The organism is Mesorhizobium sp. M0590 (assembly GCF_040320905.1).
Classification (GTDB): domain Bacteria; phylum Pseudomonadota; class Alphaproteobacteria; order Rhizobiales; family Rhizobiaceae; genus Mesorhizobium.
In genome coordinates this window covers 34,043-50,225 of record NZ_JAMYQN010000007.1, presented here as the reverse complement: position 1 = coordinate 50,225, position 16,183 = coordinate 34,043, and the positions used below count along the sequence as shown (strand labels likewise).

The following is a 16,183-nucleotide window of genomic DNA, read 5'->3' as shown; positions in this document are numbered from 1 at the left end:
GATCTGACCCTTGTCCGACATTCGGGCTCTCATGCAACAGGTACACAGACCCGAAAAGCTGTCTTTCAGGGGCGGCGGCAATGGCATCAACCTGCGACCTGCTGTAAGCTTGGAAAGCGGGTAACAATCCGCGAAGGATTGGGGGATGGAACGTCATCTCGCAGCCGTCCTGATTGCCGATGTCGTCGGCTATGGCCGCTTGAGCCAGATCGACGACGAGGGTACGCGTGCGCTTTTCCGAACCGACCTGAACGAAGTATTCGAGCCAAGGATCGCTGCGCACCATGGTCGACTGGTGAAAACCATGGGAGATGGGATGCTGGTCGAGTTCCACAGTGTGGTCGACGCCCTACGCTGCGCGGTCGAAATCCAGCAACAGAAGGCGGAGGTGAACGTTCTCACGCAGCCAGAACGGCGGCTTGATTTCCGCATCGGCATCAATCTGGGCGATGTTATCGTTGAGGGTGACGACATCCACGGCGATGCGGTGAACATCGCCGATCGGCTGCAAGGGCTGGCGGAACCTGGAGGAATCGCGATTTCCGCCACGGCCTGCGACCATGTGAGGGGAAAGGTGCCGATCGGCTTTGCCTCACTCGGCGAGCAGAAAATGAAAAGTATCGCCGAGCCGGTTCGCGTGTACCGTGTCTTGATCGACCCCGCTACTGCGGGCAAGATCGTCGGTGCCAAACCAGGCCTTTCTTCCGTCGACGACAGTAAGCCGCCGGTAATTGCGGTTTTGCCGTTCGAAAACCTGAGCGCCGACGACGGCTGGACGCGGCTGGCAGACGGCCTGTCGGCCGACATGATCGGCGACCTAGCGCGCTATCCCGACCTTGCGGTCATTTCGCGCCAGACCATGCAGTCCTATCGGGGACGGGCGAGCGACACACGCTCGGTTGGACGGGAACTGAACGCCGATTACCTGCTGGAAGGGACCCTCCAGGCGATCGGACAGCGTGTCCGCGTCGCGGTGCAGCTGGTCGACACCCGGACCGGAGCCAACCTTTGGTCGGCGCGGTTCGACGAGTCGACCGATGATTTTTTTCTCATGCAGGACAGCATCACACAGAACGTCATCAATGCCCTGGCAGGCACTTTCGGCAAGCTCGCCAATCTCGGGCGTGAGGTGGCTCGGCGGAAGCCTCCCTCGAGCCTGGGTGCTTACGACTGCTATCTACTCGGGGTGGAACTGCACGACAGATTCACGACCGATGCGAGGGCAGAAGCTATACGCATGCTGTCCCGCGCCGTGGAACTCGACCCCGGCTTCGCGCGGGCCTGGATGACGTTGGGATTGGCACATGCGGTCGACGCCTTCAATGCCTTCACGCCAGATTCAGCCGCTTCGGTCGAGCGCTGGCGAAAATGCGTGGAAAAGGCTCTGGCGCTCGACCCTACCGATCCGATGACGCGCCTTTACATGGGCGCTCTCCGCGCCATTGACGGCGATATCAGCGGGGCCGCAGAGGAATACGACCGGGCGCTGGCCCTGGCACCCAATGACGCCGATGTGCTGTCGATGCTTGCCTCAAGCCGAGCTCTCGTGTGTGGAAATCCGGAAGAAGGCTGTGCTCTTGCCGAACGGGCGCTTCGCCTCAATCCGCAGGCTCCGAGTTGGTACTACGCGCAGCTCGCCCGGGCGCGGTTCGTCGCCGGTCGCTATGCCGACAGTCTGTCGTCGCTGTGCCAAAGTCCGCCGGATATTCCCGTCACTCTGATGTTCCGTGCCCTGTGTCACGCGCTGCTCGAAGAGCCGGCGCAGGCGCAGTCGATCGCCAGGCGGATTGCCGTCGAGTTTCCAAGGTTCACCGTCGAGAACTTCATCCGAACCTATCCCGTCACCAATCCTCTGGCCCTCGCTGCGATTAAGGAAGGGGCTCGTCGCGCAGGTATAGCGTAGAGCCGAAAACGGTGCCTAGCTGAGGAGGGGGACGCGCTTCCTGGATATGCCGCTTGGTAAGCCAGGCCCCGCTTCCGGCACAGGCTGAAGGTCTGCTTCGTAGCGCTAACTGGGCGCTGGCGTGACCCCTGCTAAGCTTCCGCTCCTGGCGCAACGTGCTCGTCTGGCAGATGAGACGAACGGCAACCTCCCGCCCCTCTCGGCCATTGGCGGCAGCCTGCTGATTGAGTTTTGACCCTAAGGCGCTTTTTGGGACGTGGCCGGTCTCGAAGCAGGTCAGGTACCGAGTTCTTCGACTTCCTCGACGAGTTGCGGACGCTGGTGCAGATAGCGCGTCGCCTTGCGTTTGGCGATGATATCGGCCCAGACGCGTTCCACTTGTGTGGCGGCCAACCCCGCGGCCTGCCCCACTACCTCAGCCGCCACGCCGTTGTTGAGAGCGTAAAGGCAAAGATCCATACGGTCATAAGGAAGCGAGAAGTAGAACTCCTCCTGGGTCTGCGCCAGCGAGTAGGTATCGGTGGTCGGAGGCCGGTTCAGGATTTCCTCCGGAACACCGAGATGGGCCGCCAGCGCATAGACCTGCGTTTTATAGAGGTGGGCGATCGGCTTGACGTCCGCGGCGCCGTCACCGTTCTTCACGAAGAATCCCTGATCATATTCCAGCCGGTTCGGTGTTCCAAGAACGGCGAAGTTCAGACGATCAGCATGATAGTATTCGATCTGCTTGCGGGTGCGCTGCTTCATATTGGTAGCGGCGACGACGCCGAGATAGACAGGCAACGGCATTCTCAGTTTCGTCTGCTTGCCTTCGGGATCCTGCACCACCAGCGACGAGATATTATAGCCTTGGCCCTCGAGCGCGTTCGCGATCACGATCTTCGAGGCCCAGCCTTCGCCGTATTCCGGGACCAATTCGCGGATGAAGGCGTCGCGGCGCTGGTAGCAGCCCATCGCGCGCAAGGCCGGCCCGATATCCTCCGTCACAGCCTCGACACCGAAAGTTTCGGCGACGAGGCGGCCGAGCCGCAGACTTTCAGGATCGGAATCGCTTTCCGGCATGAACAGGCAAAGCACATTCTTGGGGCCGACGGCTCGTGCCGCCAACGCGACCGACACGCTCGAATCGATCCCGCCCGAAAGACCGAGCACAAGGCCCCGCTTGCGAAGCCCGCGCAACTGCTGGCGCAAGGCCGTTACGATACGGTCCGTTTCGGTGATCAGGTCGATTGCCAGAGCCTGCGCCAGAAAGGTCCGCGCATCCTCGGTCGGGCGAACATTCATTGCGCGGCCTCCATGGTTTCTGCCGCAAGCCGACGGCTGACCTTGCCGGTATCGGTCTTCGGCAGCTCGCGGCGGAACTCGATGACCTTGGGGACCATGAAGTCCTCAAGGTGGCGTGCACAGTGGCGTATGATATCCTTTTCGCTAAGCGCTGGGTCGGACCGTACGATAACTGCGCCGATCGCATGCCCGAGCACGGGATCCGGCACACCGACAACCACCGCTTCCGCGATGCCCGGATGAGCATGAAGCACGGCTTCCAATTCCTTGGGCGCCACCTTCTCTCCCCGCGACTTTATGATGTCGTCCTTGCGGCCGACGAAATAAAGAAAGCCTTCCTCATCGGCCCTGAACAGATCGCCGGTGTAGAGAACCTTCTCCCAAGGGTTCGGACCCGGGCGCAAGGCTCGTGCCGTCGCAGCTTCGTTTCGCCAATAACCCTGCATGACGTGCGGCCCGCGAATGACCAATTCACCTGCTATGCCCGGCGGCACTCGTTGCCCGTGGTCGTCGACGATAAAGGCTTCGGTGTTCGGAATGGCTATTCCGACCGACCCCGGCCGGCGGTCAAGCTCCTCGGGCGGCAGATAGGTGCAGCGCTTGCATTCCGTCAGGCCATACATCGAATAGAGCCTGACACCGGGAAAAAGGAACCGCAAGCGTTCTATGTGAGCCGGCGGCAAGGCAGCCGCCGTGTTGGAAATATAGCGAAGGCTGGGCAGGAAGCCCGGCGCCAGATCACGCATCTGCAGGATCATCGCTGCCATCGTGGGCACGAGCGGAAGCCCGGTGACGCCTTCCTGGCGGATGCGTTCAAAGACCGCCTGGGGAAAAGCGAAGGACTTCTCGAGCACGAGCGTGGCGCCGAGCCTGACGGTCATCAGCAATTGATAGAGGCCGTAATCGAAAGCGAGGGGCAGAACATTCAAGATGATGTCGTCGGGCGAGTTGCGCAGGTAGTTGGTGATGGAGTCGGCCGCCGCGTCGCAATTGCGGTGCGTCATCATCACGCCCTTGGGCCGGCCGGTCGAGCCCGAGGTGTAGATCAACATAGCAAGATCCACGTCAATGCCGCGGTGGTCAATCTCCCTGGCTTGGAGCGTCAAGCAATCCGCCAGGGATGTGGCCCCTGCCGGGCATTGGTTATCGGCACCAACGGTGGAGGCCACGAAGATGCCGGTCCTGCCGGACGATCCGCACGCCTCGGCGACCACGGGCATCAGTTTTGCTTGCGTGAGGATCGCAGCTGCGTCGCAATCGGCGATGATGTAGGCCAGCTTTTCGGCCTTGGTGGATGCATTGATCGGACTGAAAGTCGCGCCTGCTTTAAGAACTGCGAAAATCGAAACCGCAGCCTCCCAGCAATTGTCCATGAAGATCAGGACCCGGTCGTCGCGACTGACGCCATTCATGAAAAGGGCGGCGGCCAGACGGCTCGAAAGATCGTCCAGCTCTTCATAGCACAGCCTTTTGTGCTCGGTGATCAATGCCGTTTTGGCTGGATGGGCAGCGGCCTTCGCCGTCAGAAAATGTTCGATCCGCACGGACGCTCCTCGCCGATGGCGCCTACGCTGCCAGCGCTTCTGCCTTTGCCTTGATGAAGGCTGAGATGCGGTCAATCGAATCCAGATTGGCCGGTACGATGTCGGCATCGACCATCGCTATGCCGAAATCATCCTCTATGAATGCCACGAGCTCCAACACGGCCGTCGAGTCGATGATGCCGTTCTCGATCAGTGATGCGGAGTCTGCAAGCTCGTAGGACGTGTCCCCGAACAGGAAGTTGTCGACGATAAAGGTTTTGACCTTGTCCTTGATTGCTATCATGATTTTTCATTCCCTCGATTTCTCAGGCCGCTCGTGCTGCACCGACCTTTTCGCCAGTGAAAATCTTCTGCCACAGTTGCGTCGACAAAATGCCGACGAAAGCCGCATTGTCGCGGAATCCGGACGCTGGCTGCAAGCGGCATTTCTCGTGCAGGTTCGCCACCGCCTTGGCGTTGAATAGTCCTCCGGCGGCGATGCTCGCCTCGCTCAGTGAGTCGCGTACGTAGTCCAGTTCTCCCGCTCCAACGAAGGAGCGGGCTTCCGGTGCCCGGTAAGGCTGTTTGGTGCGCTCGCGGATGGCCGTCGGAAGCAGGTGCTTGGCAGCTTGGCGCAATATGTGTTTTTCCACCAGTCCCTTCAGCTTCATCTCCGGCGGAAGTCTGGCCGCAAACTCTACCAAGCGATGGTCAAGGAAGGGGAAACGCCCTTCGATACCGTGCGCCATGGCCATGCGATCGCCCTGGCTGGAGAGGATGTAGCCTGGCAGGAGAAAGCGGGTTTCGAGATATTGCGCCTGATGCAGCGGATGCCACCGGGAAAATGCCTCAGGCAACCGGCTGGCCAGGTCCTCGGCTGCGTCATACCCCTTCAATGTCGCGCGCAGGTCACCGGAAAAGAACATCTTCGCCGCTGATGTGGTCTTGAAACGCGGCCGATGCGAGAACAGCGGATCGTCCAGCGCAGCGCTGCCGGTTCCGAAGAACGCAGCCAGGTACTCCACGGACTGCTGTTGCAGGCCCGGCAGATAGGGATAAAGCTTGCGGAACAGTTGTGGCCTTATGCGCGATGCCGGCTGTCGCGCGCAGAAACGGCGAACCCGCGCTTCCTTGAAGACATCATAACCGGCAAAGACCTCGTCGGCGCCTTCGCCTGTCAGCACCACTTTCAAACCGGCCTGGCGAACGAGGCCAGACAATTGATAGAGGGGGGCCGGGGCGGTGCGGATGATCGGCCGCTCGGTAAAGCGGATGACTTCGGGAAACACACCGGCGATATCGCCGGCACGACACGCAACGGTTCGATGGCGCGTGCCAAGTGCTGACGCCATTTCGGTCTGGAAGGCGCTTTCGTCATGCTCGGCGCTGTCGAACGTCACGGAAAATGTCTGCAGCTTAAGAGGAGTCATGCCGGCCGCGAGTGCCGAAACGAGGGATGAATCGAGCCCGCCCGAAAGGTAAGAACCGACCGGCACGTCGGCGCGCATGCGAAGCCTCACCGCGTCGGTCAACAGGGCCTGCAGTTCCTCGGCCGCGTCGTCCTCATTGGTGATCTTCGATGGCGTATCCGGATACGGATAGTCTAGGTGCCAATATGGTTTGACCGTGACTTGCCCCTGTGTCGCGATCATCACGCTTGCCGGCTCCAGCTCGTGGATGTTGCGGAAAGCCGTGCGTGGAGCGATCGGCGCCCACAGCGTAAAGATCTGGTCGAGTGCAATCGGATCGATTTCGGCCGAGACGCCGCGTACCTTCAGCAGGGCCTTTATCTCCGACGCAAAGTAGAGCACCCCGTCCTTGCTGGTGTAGAACAGCGGCCGAACACCCATGCGGTCTCTTGCAAGCACCATCCGCCGCCGCCGGTTATCCCAAATCGCGAAGGCGAAATCACCGTTCAGGAGCGACAGGCAGTCTTCGCCCATCTCGTCATACAGCTGCAGGAGAACTTCGGTATCGCTCGATGTGCGGAAGCGTCGGCCCTTGGCCAGCAGCCCTTCGCGCAATTCCACGTAGTTGAAGATCTCGCCGTTGAACGCAATCGTCAAATTGCCGGTTTCGTCGGACATCGGCTGCTGGCCATCACCAATTCCAATCACCGACAGCCGCGCATGCCCAAGTCCAGCCTCGGGCGCTACGAATTTCCCTTGTTCATCCGGCCCGCGATGGGCGATCGCAGACGTCAGGCGCGCAAGCAAAGCTTCCGCATCCCGGACTGAACCGAAATAGCCCCCGAATCCGCACATCCACACAGCTCATACTGAACAGCAAGCCACGAAACATAGCGGTCATAAGCGCCTCAAAGGTTAATCGGATACTTTTCAGCAAGCATGTGGTTAACAGGATGTTAGGACAAAACGATGCTTTTGCGGACCGACTTGCGCCCCACTCCAGGTGTCACGCTTGAAGGCGTCACGGCGAGCGATGCAAATCACTGCTTCGAGTACGGCCGGTACCAGTCAACAAACTTCTTCAGCCCGTCCTCTATCGAAACGCTAGGCCTGAAGCCGAAATTCCGCTCCAGCGCGGTCATGTCGGCGTAAGTCTTCTCGACGTCGCTCGCCTGCATCGGCTCGTTGTGGCGGATTGCCTTGACCTCGAGCAGCCTTTCCAGAATGTCGATGAAGTCGCCCAGACGCACCGGCCGGTTGTTGCCGACATTGTAGAGCCTGTTCGGCGGAACGTCAGCCGCCGGCGGCTTGTCGAGCACGGCGACAACCGCCTTCACAACATCGTCTATGTAGGTGAAATCGCGCCACATTTCGCCATTGTTGAAGACCCGGATCGGTTTGCCCTCGAGCATCGCCTGGGTGAACATCCAATAGGCCATGTCGGGACGGCCCCAGGGACCGTAGACCGTGAAAAACCGCAGGCCGGTCTGCGGTATGCCGAACAGATGGGCGTAGGTGTGGCTCATCAACTCATCGGTTTTCTTGGTGGCAGCGTAAAGCGAAACGGGCTTGTCGACCTGATCGGCTTCGCTGAACGGCACGCTGCGGTTGCCGCCATACACCGAGCTCGACGAGGCATAGACCAGATGCTCGAATGCCGGTTCGGCGCGACAGAATTCGAGCACTTCGAGGTGGCCCATGACATTGGAGCGGATATAGAGCCGCGGATTGTCGAGTGAGTGGCGCACGCCCGCCTGCGCGGCAAGGTGCACGATCCTAACGATGCCTTGCCCGGCCAAAGCGGCTGCAAGCGCGCCCTGTTCGGCAATATCGATCTGGTGGAACGAAAAATCCTTATGGGGCAGAAGGCGGGCAAGCCGCCCCTTTTTGAGCGCCAGGTCGTAATAGTCGTTCATGTTGTCGACGCCGACGACCGCTTCTCCCCGGTCGAGCAGATGGTGGCAAACGTGGCTGCCAATGAATCCCGCGGCTCCGGTGACAAGTATAGGCAACAAGCTTCTCCACGCGCATAGCCGGGCCGGTATCTGGAGCGGCAGATCCGGCCCATTTTGTCGTGCTATAGTCGAAAGCCGAGGTGGAGACCACCATTAAGCTGATGCGTCAGCTTGCCTCGCGCATGGCTTCGGCCGCCTGCAGGTCAACCGACACCAGTTGGCTGACGCCTTGTTCGGCCATGGTCACCCCAAACAGCCGGTCCATGCGCGCCATGGTGATCGGGTTGTGTGTGATGATGACGAAGCGCGTTTCGGTCGTTGCGGCCATTTCGTCCATCAGATTGCAGAAACGCTCGACATTGTGGTCGTCGAGCGGCGCGTCGACTTCGTCGAGCACGCAGATCGGCGCCGGGTTGGTCAGGAACACGGCGAAGATCAGCGACATCGCCGTCAACGCCTGCTCGCCGCCGGACAGCAGCGTCATCGTCTGCGGCTTCTTGCCGGGCGGGCGCGCCAGGATCTCGAGCCCCGCTTCGAGCGGATCGTCGGACTCGATCAGTTGCAGCTCGGCGGTGCCGCCGCCGAACAGATGCGAAAACAACCGTTGAAAATGGCCGTTGACCACCTCGAAGGCGGCGAGCAGCCGCTCGCGGCCTTCGCGGTTCAGGCTATGGATCGCCTGCCGCAGCTTGCGGATCGCCTCGATGATGTCGTCGCGCTCGGAGACGATGGTCTCCAGCCGGTCCGACAGTTCCTTCTGCTCCTCCTCGGCGCGCAGATTGACGGCACCGAGCCGTTCGCGTTCGACCTTCAGCCGGTCGAGCTGACGCTCGATCTCGGCCATTTCGGGCATCGGGCTGTCGGATTCGAGGCCGGTGTGGCGGATCACCAGATGCGGCGGCGTGTTCAGCGTTTCCTGGATGCGCGCCTCGACTTCCAGCCGACGCTCGTCGGCGGCGGTCAGCCGCTCTTCGGCGCGAACGCGGGATTCGCGCGCCTCGGCCAGCGACTGGATGGCAGCAGTCGCAGCCTTGTCCAGCTCGGACTGCCGGTTCTCCGCTTCCTGCAAGCGGTCGCCCGCTGCCTTGCGCAGGCTTTCGGCCTCGGCGAGCTGCGACAGCAGGGCGCGCCGCTTGGCGTCGATCTCGTCGGGGGCGTCGGCCAGTTGCTCGCGCTCGGCCTCGGCCTCTGCTTTGCGTTCGCCGAGCGCCGCGATCTGCGTCGAGGCGTTTTCGGCGCGCTCGACCCAGTTGCGCCGTTCAAAGCCGATGGCGTCGAGCCGGCGCGCACGTGCCTCGGCTTCCCGCCTCAGGCCCTCGTGAACGGCACGCGCATCGGCAAGGGCGGCGCGGTCGCGGGCGACGTTGGCGGCCGACTGCTCGAGCTGCAATTGCAGATCGCCGAGATCGGGCGCGTCCTGCAGCAGCATTTCCGCCTCGACGAATGCCGCCGCCGTTTCCTCATGGCTGTCGACAATGCGTGCGCGCGCCTCGTCAAGTGCTGCACGCCGGCTCGACAGCTCGCCGCCGGCTTTTTCGGCCTCGGCCAGCGTATTGCGGGCAGCGTCGAGCCCGTGCTGGGCGTCGCGCCCGGCCTGTCGGGCGTTGCGTTCGGCCTCGCTCGCCTGGGCAAGCGCCTGTTCGGCCTGGGCAAGGGCTTGTTCAGCTTCGCGCAGGGTGCGCGTGGCATGGACTGCTTCGGCATCGAGCTCGGCCAGCCGGTTTTTCTGCGCCAGCCGCTGCGCGGCGGCGGTCGGGGCATCGGCGCTGGCGGTGAAGCCGTCCCAACGCCAGAGCGCGCCTTCGCGGCTGACCAGCCGTTGACCGGGAGCAAGCAGCGTCTGCAGCCGTCTTCCGTCGGCGGCTTCGACAATGCCGATCTGGGCCAGCCTGCGGGCCAGCTGTGCCGGCGCACGCACAACGCTGGCGAGGCTCCTTATGCCTTCGGGCAATGCGGCGTCGGCAGGCTGGATTTCGCTCTGGCCCCAATGTACCGGCGCACTGCGGTCGAGCGGCACGTCGAGATCTTCGCCAAGCGCGGCACCCAGCGCCGTCTCGTAGCCACGCTCGACGCTGATCTGCTCCAGCACCGAGGGAAATAGATCGCCGCTGGCGGCGTTGAGGATCTTGGCCAGCGTGCGGGCCTCGGTTTCGATCCGCGCCAGCTCGGCCTTTGCGTCCTGAACCGGTGGGCGGGCAGCACTTTCGCCTGCACGCGCCTCGGCGACCGCCTGTTCGGCGGCAATGGCGGCTGCCTCAGCCTCTTCGAGCAGCGCCAGCGCCTGATCGACCAGCAGCCGCTTCTCGGCGGGATCGGGCAGGCCGGCGACCCTGGAGACGATCTCCGACAGTTCGCGGTCGACATCGGCAAGCTGGCGGGCAAAGCGGTCGCGGCGCTCAGCGGTGTCGCGCAGCGTCCGTTCGATCTGGTTGCGCGAGGCGGCAACCTCCGCCCGTTCGGCGGTCAGCGCGGCGAGCCTGGCCTCGCTCGAGGCAAGTGTCGATGCCGCCTGCTCGAAAGCCGCGCGGGTGCTGGCCTCGCGCTCGGCGGCGCCGGCGTTTTCGGCGTTGAGCGCGGCTTCTTCGGCGGCGAGGCGTTCGAGGATATCCGCATTGTCGCGGACCATGCGCTCCTCGCGGGCAAGGTCGCCATCGAGCTGTTGCAGTCGGCGGTCGAGCTCAGCCTGGCGGGCGCGGATGCGGCCTGCCTCTTCCTCGATCTGCGCCTTGGCGATCGATAGACGCTGGAAGGCGGCGGCGGCAGCGGCTTCCGCATCGCGCAGGTCCGGCAGCCGGTGGGCGTTGATGCCTTGTTCCCTGGCGGCAGCCATCTGGGCGGCGGCACGGTCGCCGACCAGCGCGGTGGCAATCGCCAGCGCCGAACGCGCTTCGCCTTCCTGCGTCTTGGCCAGCGTCCAGCGCAGATGCAGCAGCGTCGCTTCGGCCTTGCGGATGTCGGCCGACAGGTTCTTGAAGCGCGAGGCCTGGCGGGCCTGGCGTTTCAGGCTTTCGATCTGGCTTTCCAGCTCGCCGACGACGTCGTCCAGCCTTTCGAGGTTCTGTTCCGCCGCCTTCAGCCGCAGCTCGGCTTCGTGGCGGCGCGTATGCAGGCCGGAAATTCCGGCCGCCTCTTCCAGCAGCGCGCGGCGCGCCTGCGGCTTTGCCTGGATCAGCTCGCCGATGCGGCCCTGGCCGACCATCGAGGGCGAGCGGGCGCCGGTCGACTGGTCAGCGAACAGCAGCTGCACGTCCTTGGCGCGGGCTTCCTTGCCGTTGATGCGGTAGAGCGAGCCGGCCTCGCGCTCGATGCGGCGCGAGACCTGCAATTCATCGGCGTCGTTGAAAGCGGACGGCGCGGTGCGGTCGCTATTGTCGAGGAAGAGCGTGACTTCGGCGGTGTTGCGGGCCGGACGCGTTCCCGAACCGGAAAAGATCACGTCGTCCATACCGGACGCACGCATGTTCTTGTAGGAGCTTTCGCCCATAACCCAGCGCAGCGCCTCGACCAGGTTCGATTTGCCGCAGCCGTTCGGCCCAACGATGCCGGTCAGGCCGCGTTCGATGACGAACTCGCCGGGTTCGACGAAGGATTTGAAGCCGAGGAGGCGAAGGCGCGAGAACTTCATTCGCGCCGGCCCATAGCCAAGTTCCGCAAAAGTCTTCCGCGGCTTTGCGACAAGAACCCGCGGCACAACAAAAAGCCGCGCACGCCGAAGCGCAGCGGCTTCGGCGTCGCCGAAACGTCAGAGCAGAGGGTCGATGATGGCCGACATTTCCGCAATCGACATCGCCCCTTTGTAGGTCTTTCCGTTGATGAAAAAGGTCGGTGTGGAATCGACCTTGAATTCGTCGGCGCCGCGCTTCTGGACGGATCTCACATCGTCCAGAAGTTTCTGATCCGTCAAGCAGGCCTCGAAGGACTCCTGTGTAAAACCGGCAAGCTTGGCGATTTGCAGCAGTGCGTCCTTGGTATTGTTCACACCAACCCAGTTCGCCTGCTGCCTGAACAGCACGTCGACCATCGGGAAATAATTGTCCTTGGAGCAGCGCGCCAGCATGAAACCGGCTTCGGCGCTGGGATCGAACGGAAATTCGCGCAGGATGTAGCGGGCCTTGCCGGTGTCGATATATTTCGTCTTCAGCTCCGGAAAAGTGGTTTCGGCGAAATGCGCGCAGTGCGGGCAGGTCATCGAGGCATATTCGACGATGGTGACCTTTGCGTCGTCCTTGCCGAGCTGCATGTCGGGCAGCGCGCCCGGCTTCAACAAGGCCGCCATGTCCACCGTACCCTGAGCTTCCGGCGCCTTGGCGGCGGCTGGAGCGGCCGGCTTCGCAGGGTCGGCGGGTTTCGTCGAATCGGCGGGGGCCGCAGGCGTCACATCCTGCGCCTCGGCTTTCTCGCCCGAGTCGCTGCATGCGGCAAGCAGAGCCACCGCTGGTATGGCGGCCAGCGAAGACAAGAGGTTTCTGCGGGACAAGGAGCGGATCATACGAATCACCTGGCAATAGTTGGATTTTGCAATGCAAAGGCTACAAAAAGCGAGAGTTGGCGCGAATTAAGGCATTGCCGTCCCTATTCCAATCGCCAAGTTCGAGCATGCCATCACGATAGCGCGAGATCACGGCTTCTTTTGGCCGAGAATGGTGGCGCCAAGCCGCTCCAGCGAGGCGCGCAGCCCGTCGTCCTCGATCAAACCGACCGCGCCTGACAGCTTCGCCTTCTCGGCCACGGTCAGCGGCCGCAAACTGGGTTTCGGCTTTTCCCGGCCCGTCATTACCGGCTTCTGCACGATCCTGATCCGGCCGATCGCATTGAAACCGAGAAACGCATTGACCCGGTTGATGATCTCGCCGGTCTCGTGCTGCAGATGCAGTGCCGCCACACCCTCGCAGGCAATGACCAGCACCGCCGGCTCGAACGGATCGTCCTCATGCATGCGGCGCGGCCACTGGATCTTTTCCGGGCGCGAGCGGCCGGCAAGCCGCGGCCCGGCAATCTCTTCCCACGACTGGACCAGCCCGATCGACATGCCGGCCCGCTTGCGCAGCACCGGGTCGAGTATCTCGGTTGCGAGATCGCTCACCGGAACGGGATTGCCGAAGGGCCTTTTCCCTGCCATGTGCGTTCTCCAGCTTCAGCACCAGTGGATTAGGGCCGATCCTCGATCAATGGCACTGCACGACCAGACCCGCAAGGCCGTATCCGGAGACGATGGCGAGATCGCGTTCCGGCTGCTTGGCTGGTACGACGCGCATCACCGCGACCTGCCCTGGCGCGTTCCGCCGCGCGCGCTGGCAGGCGGCGCGCGGCCCGATCCCTATCTGGTCTGGCTTTCCGAGGTAATGCTGCAGCAAACCACGGTCGAGGCGGTAAAATCCTATTTCCGGGCTTTCGCGCAGAAATGGCCGACGGTCGAAGCACTGGCGGCGGCACCGACCGAAGACATCATGAAGGCCTGGGCCGGGCTCGGCTATTATTCTCGCGCCCGCAACCTCAAAGCCTGTGCCGATCTCGTCGCGCGGCAAGGCGGTCGCTTTCCGGACAGCGAGACCGGTTTGAAGGAACTGCCCGGGATCGGCGCCTACACGGCGGCGGCAGTCGCGGCGATCGCTTTCGACCGGCCCGCCGCCGTCGTCGACGGCAATGTCGAGCGGGTCGTCTCACGGCTGTTTTCGATCGCCACGCCGCTGGGCGAGGCCAAGGGCGAGATACGCGGCCATGTCGAGCGCATGGTTCCCCGGACAAGGCCGGGTGACTTCGCCCAGGCGATGATGGACCTGGGCGCGACGATCTGCACGCCGCGCCGGCCCGGCTGCATGCTTTGCCCGGTACGGCAGGATTGCAGCGCGACCACCTCAGGCGACCCCGAACGCTTTCCGGTCCGCCTGCCCAAGGCCGAAAAACCCTTGCGCCGCGGCGCCGCTTTCGTTGCCGTCAGGGGCGACGGCGCCATCCTTTTGCGCAAGCGCGCGGATAAAGGCCTGCTCGGCGGCATGACCGAAGTGCCCACGACCAGCTGGACCGCGCGGATCGACGGCGCCACCACCGATGCGGCAGCCCCGTTCTCCGGCGACTGGCGGCGGGCCGGACGCATTGGCCATGTCTTCACCCACTTCGCGCTCGAACTCGACGTGTTCAAGGCGGAGACCGACAGCGCCGCCCCGGCAGGGCATTTCTGGTCGCTGGCGCACGAAATTTCCGGGGAAGCGCTGCCGAGCGTCATGAAAAAGGTAATCGAAGCGGCGATACCGGGCGCGACGAAAAAGCAGCGGCCGCGTTGAAAGAGAGAAGAATGACTGAAATCCGCCACATCGTTTTCGACATCGGCAAAGTGCTGATCCACTATGATCCGGACCTGCCCTTCAGTCGCTTGATCCCCGATCCCGACGAACGGAAATGGTTCTTCGACAATGTCTGCACGCATGATTGGAACATCGAGCAGGATCGCGGCCGCAGTTGGGAAGAGGCCGAAGCGCTGGCGATCGCGCAATATCCCGAGCACGCCGAAAATATCCGCAATTTCCGCCGGCACTGGCACGAGATGGTGCCTCACGCCTACGAGGACAGCGTCGCCATCATGATCGGCCTGATCGACAGCGGCCATGACGTGACGATGCTCACCAATTTCGCTGCGGATACGCTCGCCGAGGCCCGCGAGCGCTTCGATTTCCTCAATCGGCCGCGCGGCGTCACCGTTTCCGGCGACATCCGCCAGATCAAGCCGGATCGCGCCATCTATGACCACCACGTCGCCGCGTTCAGCCTCGAACCGTCAGCGACGCTGTTCATCGACGACAGCCAGAAGAACGTCGACGGCGCCAAGGCGGCGGGCTGGCAGTCGGTGCTGTTCACCGATGCAAAGACGCTCAGGGCGGACCTTGAGCGTCTTGGGATCAAAGTGTGATTTGAATCGGTTCCAGGAGTTGGTTGAGCCTTCGCATTAACCGATCTGTCGCAACTCGGAAGCCATCAGGCGCCCGCCCGCTCCATGCCCAGGCGGGCGATGCGGCGAAGCTCGTCGATCGGGGTCAGGCCGCCGCTGCGCTCATAATGCCAGAAGGTCCATCCGTTGCAGGCGTCCAGCCCCTGCACCTCGGCGCCGATCTTGTGGATCGACCCGGCACTGTTGCCGATCGCCAGCGTGCCGTCGGCGCGCACTTTTGCCGCCCAGCGCTTCTTGGCGTCGTAGAGCGTGGCGCCTGGCGCCACCAAGCCATTGTCGAGAAGGGTGACGAATGCGACGCGCGGCTCAGCCCGCTTGCCGGTCAGTACCGTCAAATTGGCGCCTTCCAGCGGCCGGACCGCATCGATACGTTCCATGGCGGCATCGATATAGGTTTGTTCGCGCTCGATGCCGACGAAGTGGCGGCCAAGCCGCTTGGCCACAGCCCCGGTGGTTCCTGAACCGAAGAACGGGTCGAGCACGATGTCGCCCGGCCTGGTCGATGCCGTCATGATGCGGGCAAGCAACGCTTCCGGCTTCTGCGTCGGATGCAATTTGTCACCATTGTCGTTCTTCAGGCGCTCGCCGCCGGTGCAGATCGGAAACAGCCAGTCCGAGCGCATCTGGACGTCGTCGTTCGATGCCTTCAGCGCCTCGTAGTTGAAAGTGTAGCCCTTGCCCTTCTGGTCGCGCGATGCCCAGATCATCGTCTCATGCGCGTTCTGGAAACGGCGGCCACGGAAATTGGGCATTGGATTGGTCTTGCGCCAGACGACGTCGTTGAGGATCCAGAAGCCCAGGTCCTGCATCTTTGCCCCGACCCTGAAAATATTGTGGTAGGAGCCGATAACCCAGATCGTGCCGTTGGGCTTCAACACACGGCGCGCCGCCAGCAGCCAGGCGCGGGTGAAGGCGTCGTAGGCCTCAAAACTGTCGAACTGGTCCCAATGGTCGTCGACGGCATCGACCTTGGATTGGTCGGGCCGGTGCAGATCGCCATCGAGCTGCAAATTATAGGGCGGATCGGCGAAGATCACATCGATCGACTTTTCCGGCAGCCGTTCGAGCGCGGCGACGCAGTCGCCCTTCAGGATCGTATCCAGCCACTCGGATTGCTGGGGAGCATCGGAAAGCTCGTCGAGAAGACGCACGGCAGACATTGTGAC

At 62.8% G+C, this 16,183-nt stretch carries 12 protein-coding genes; 3 read left to right on the top strand and 9 right to left on the bottom strand.

Features of this window, described 5'->3' with window-relative positions:
- The first annotated feature begins 145 nt into the window (after positions 1-145).
- Complete coding sequence (locus tag NKI52_RS13750) at positions 146-1,903, top strand: adenylate/guanylate cyclase domain-containing protein (protein WP_352571380.1); 1,758 nt, start codon at positions 146-148, stop codon at positions 1,901-1,903.
- A 276-nt stretch (positions 1,904-2,179) separates the two neighbouring features.
- Here the strand turns inward: NKI52_RS13750 and nadE are convergent, their stop codons facing one another.
- The 8 genes from nadE to NKI52_RS13710 all read right to left on the bottom strand — a co-directional run bounded on the left by nadE (position 2,180) and on the right by NKI52_RS13710 (position 13,193).
- Complete coding sequence (gene nadE, locus NKI52_RS13745; RefSeq protein WP_352571381.1) at positions 2,180-3,187, bottom strand: NAD(+) synthase; 1,008 nt, start codon at positions 3,185-3,187, stop codon at positions 2,180-2,182.
- Positions 3,184-4,731: a class I adenylate-forming enzyme family protein gene (locus NKI52_RS13740; protein WP_352698284.1), complete on the bottom strand. Its 1,548-nt coding sequence runs from the start codon at positions 4,729-4,731 to the stop codon at positions 3,184-3,186. The genes nadE and NKI52_RS13740 overlap by 4 nt, the downstream gene beginning before the upstream one ends.
- Before the next feature lie 22 nt (positions 4,732-4,753).
- Positions 4,754-5,017, bottom strand: coding sequence for an acyl carrier protein (locus NKI52_RS13735; RefSeq protein ID WP_352692202.1), 264 nt, complete (start codon positions 5,015-5,017; stop codon positions 4,754-4,756).
- 19 nt (positions 5,018-5,036) lie between these two features.
- The gene (asnB, locus tag NKI52_RS13730) at positions 5,037-6,974 is read right to left on the bottom strand and encodes an asparagine synthase (glutamine-hydrolyzing) (RefSeq protein ID WP_352698282.1); all 1,938 of its coding nucleotides are present in this window, start codon (positions 6,972-6,974) and stop codon (positions 5,037-5,039) included.
- A 185-nt stretch (positions 6,975-7,159) separates the two neighbouring features.
- Complete coding sequence (locus tag NKI52_RS13725; protein WP_352455763.1) at positions 7,160-8,131, bottom strand: NAD-dependent epimerase/dehydratase family protein; 972 nt, start codon at positions 8,129-8,131, stop codon at positions 7,160-7,162.
- Between the two features lie 109 nt (positions 8,132-8,240).
- On the bottom strand, positions 8,241-11,699 hold the full coding sequence (gene smc / locus NKI52_RS13720) for a chromosome segregation protein SMC (RefSeq protein WP_352698279.1): 3,459 nt from the start codon (positions 11,697-11,699) through the stop codon (positions 8,241-8,243).
- 117 nt (positions 11,700-11,816) lie between these two features.
- Positions 11,817-12,563 (bottom strand): DsbA family protein, encoded by a 747-nt coding sequence (locus tag NKI52_RS13715; RefSeq protein ID WP_352593404.1) that lies wholly within the window; start codon positions 12,561-12,563, stop codon positions 11,817-11,819.
- Positions 12,564-12,692: 129 nt separating this feature from the next.
- Positions 12,693-13,193: a DUF721 domain-containing protein gene (locus tag NKI52_RS13710; RefSeq protein ID WP_352593401.1), complete on the bottom strand. Its 501-nt coding sequence runs from the start codon at positions 13,191-13,193 to the stop codon at positions 12,693-12,695.
- 49 nt (positions 13,194-13,242) lie between these two features.
- Between NKI52_RS13710 and mutY the strand changes: the two genes are divergently transcribed.
- Both mutY and NKI52_RS13700 read left to right on the top strand, forming a co-directional pair.
- On the top strand, positions 13,243-14,355 hold the full coding sequence (mutY, locus tag NKI52_RS13705) for an A/G-specific adenine glycosylase (protein ID WP_352698277.1): 1,113 nt from the start codon (positions 13,243-13,245) through the stop codon (positions 14,353-14,355).
- Between the two features lie 11 nt (positions 14,356-14,366).
- Positions 14,367-14,978, top strand: coding sequence for an HAD family hydrolase (locus NKI52_RS13700; protein WP_023674155.1), 612 nt, complete (start codon positions 14,367-14,369; stop codon positions 14,976-14,978).
- A gap of 65 nt (positions 14,979-15,043) precedes the next feature.
- Here NKI52_RS13700 and NKI52_RS13695 read toward each other — a convergent pair whose 3' ends face one another.
- A complete protein-coding gene (locus NKI52_RS13695; RefSeq protein WP_352698275.1) occupies positions 15,044-16,177 on the bottom strand; it encodes a site-specific DNA-methyltransferase in 1,134 nt (377 codons plus the stop codon).
- Positions 16,178-16,183: the final 6 nt, after the last annotated feature.

Bases quoted from the DNA above. Each gene is read 5' to 3' on its own strand.
- smc (WP_352698279.1), bottom strand. From the start codon at position 11,699: ATGAAGTTCTCGCGCCTTCGCCTCCTCGGCTTCAAATCCTTCGTCGAA.
- NKI52_RS13695 (WP_352698275.1), bottom strand. From the start codon at position 16,177: ATGTCTGCCGTGCGTCTTCTCGACGAGCTTTCCGATGCTCCCCAGCAA.
- NKI52_RS13710 (WP_352593401.1), bottom strand. From the start codon at position 13,193: ATGGCAGGGAAAAGGCCCTTCGGCAATCCCGTTCCGGTGAGCGATCTC.
- mutY (WP_352698277.1), top strand. From the start codon at position 13,243: ATGGCACTGCACGACCAGACCCGCAAGGCCGTATCCGGAGACGATGGC.
- NKI52_RS13715 (WP_352593404.1), bottom strand. From the start codon at position 12,563: ATGATCCGCTCCTTGTCCCGCAGAAACCTCTTGTCTTCGCTGGCCGCC.
- nadE (WP_352571381.1), bottom strand. From the start codon at position 3,187: ATGAATGTTCGCCCGACCGAGGATGCGCGGACCTTTCTGGCGCAGGCT.
- asnB (WP_352698282.1), bottom strand. From the start codon at position 6,974: ATGTGCGGATTCGGGGGCTATTTCGGTTCAGTCCGGGATGCGGAAGCT.
- NKI52_RS13750 (WP_352571380.1), top strand. From the start codon at position 146: ATGGAACGTCATCTCGCAGCCGTCCTGATTGCCGATGTCGTCGGCTAT.
- NKI52_RS13700 (WP_023674155.1), top strand. From the start codon at position 14,367: ATGACTGAAATCCGCCACATCGTTTTCGACATCGGCAAAGTGCTGATC.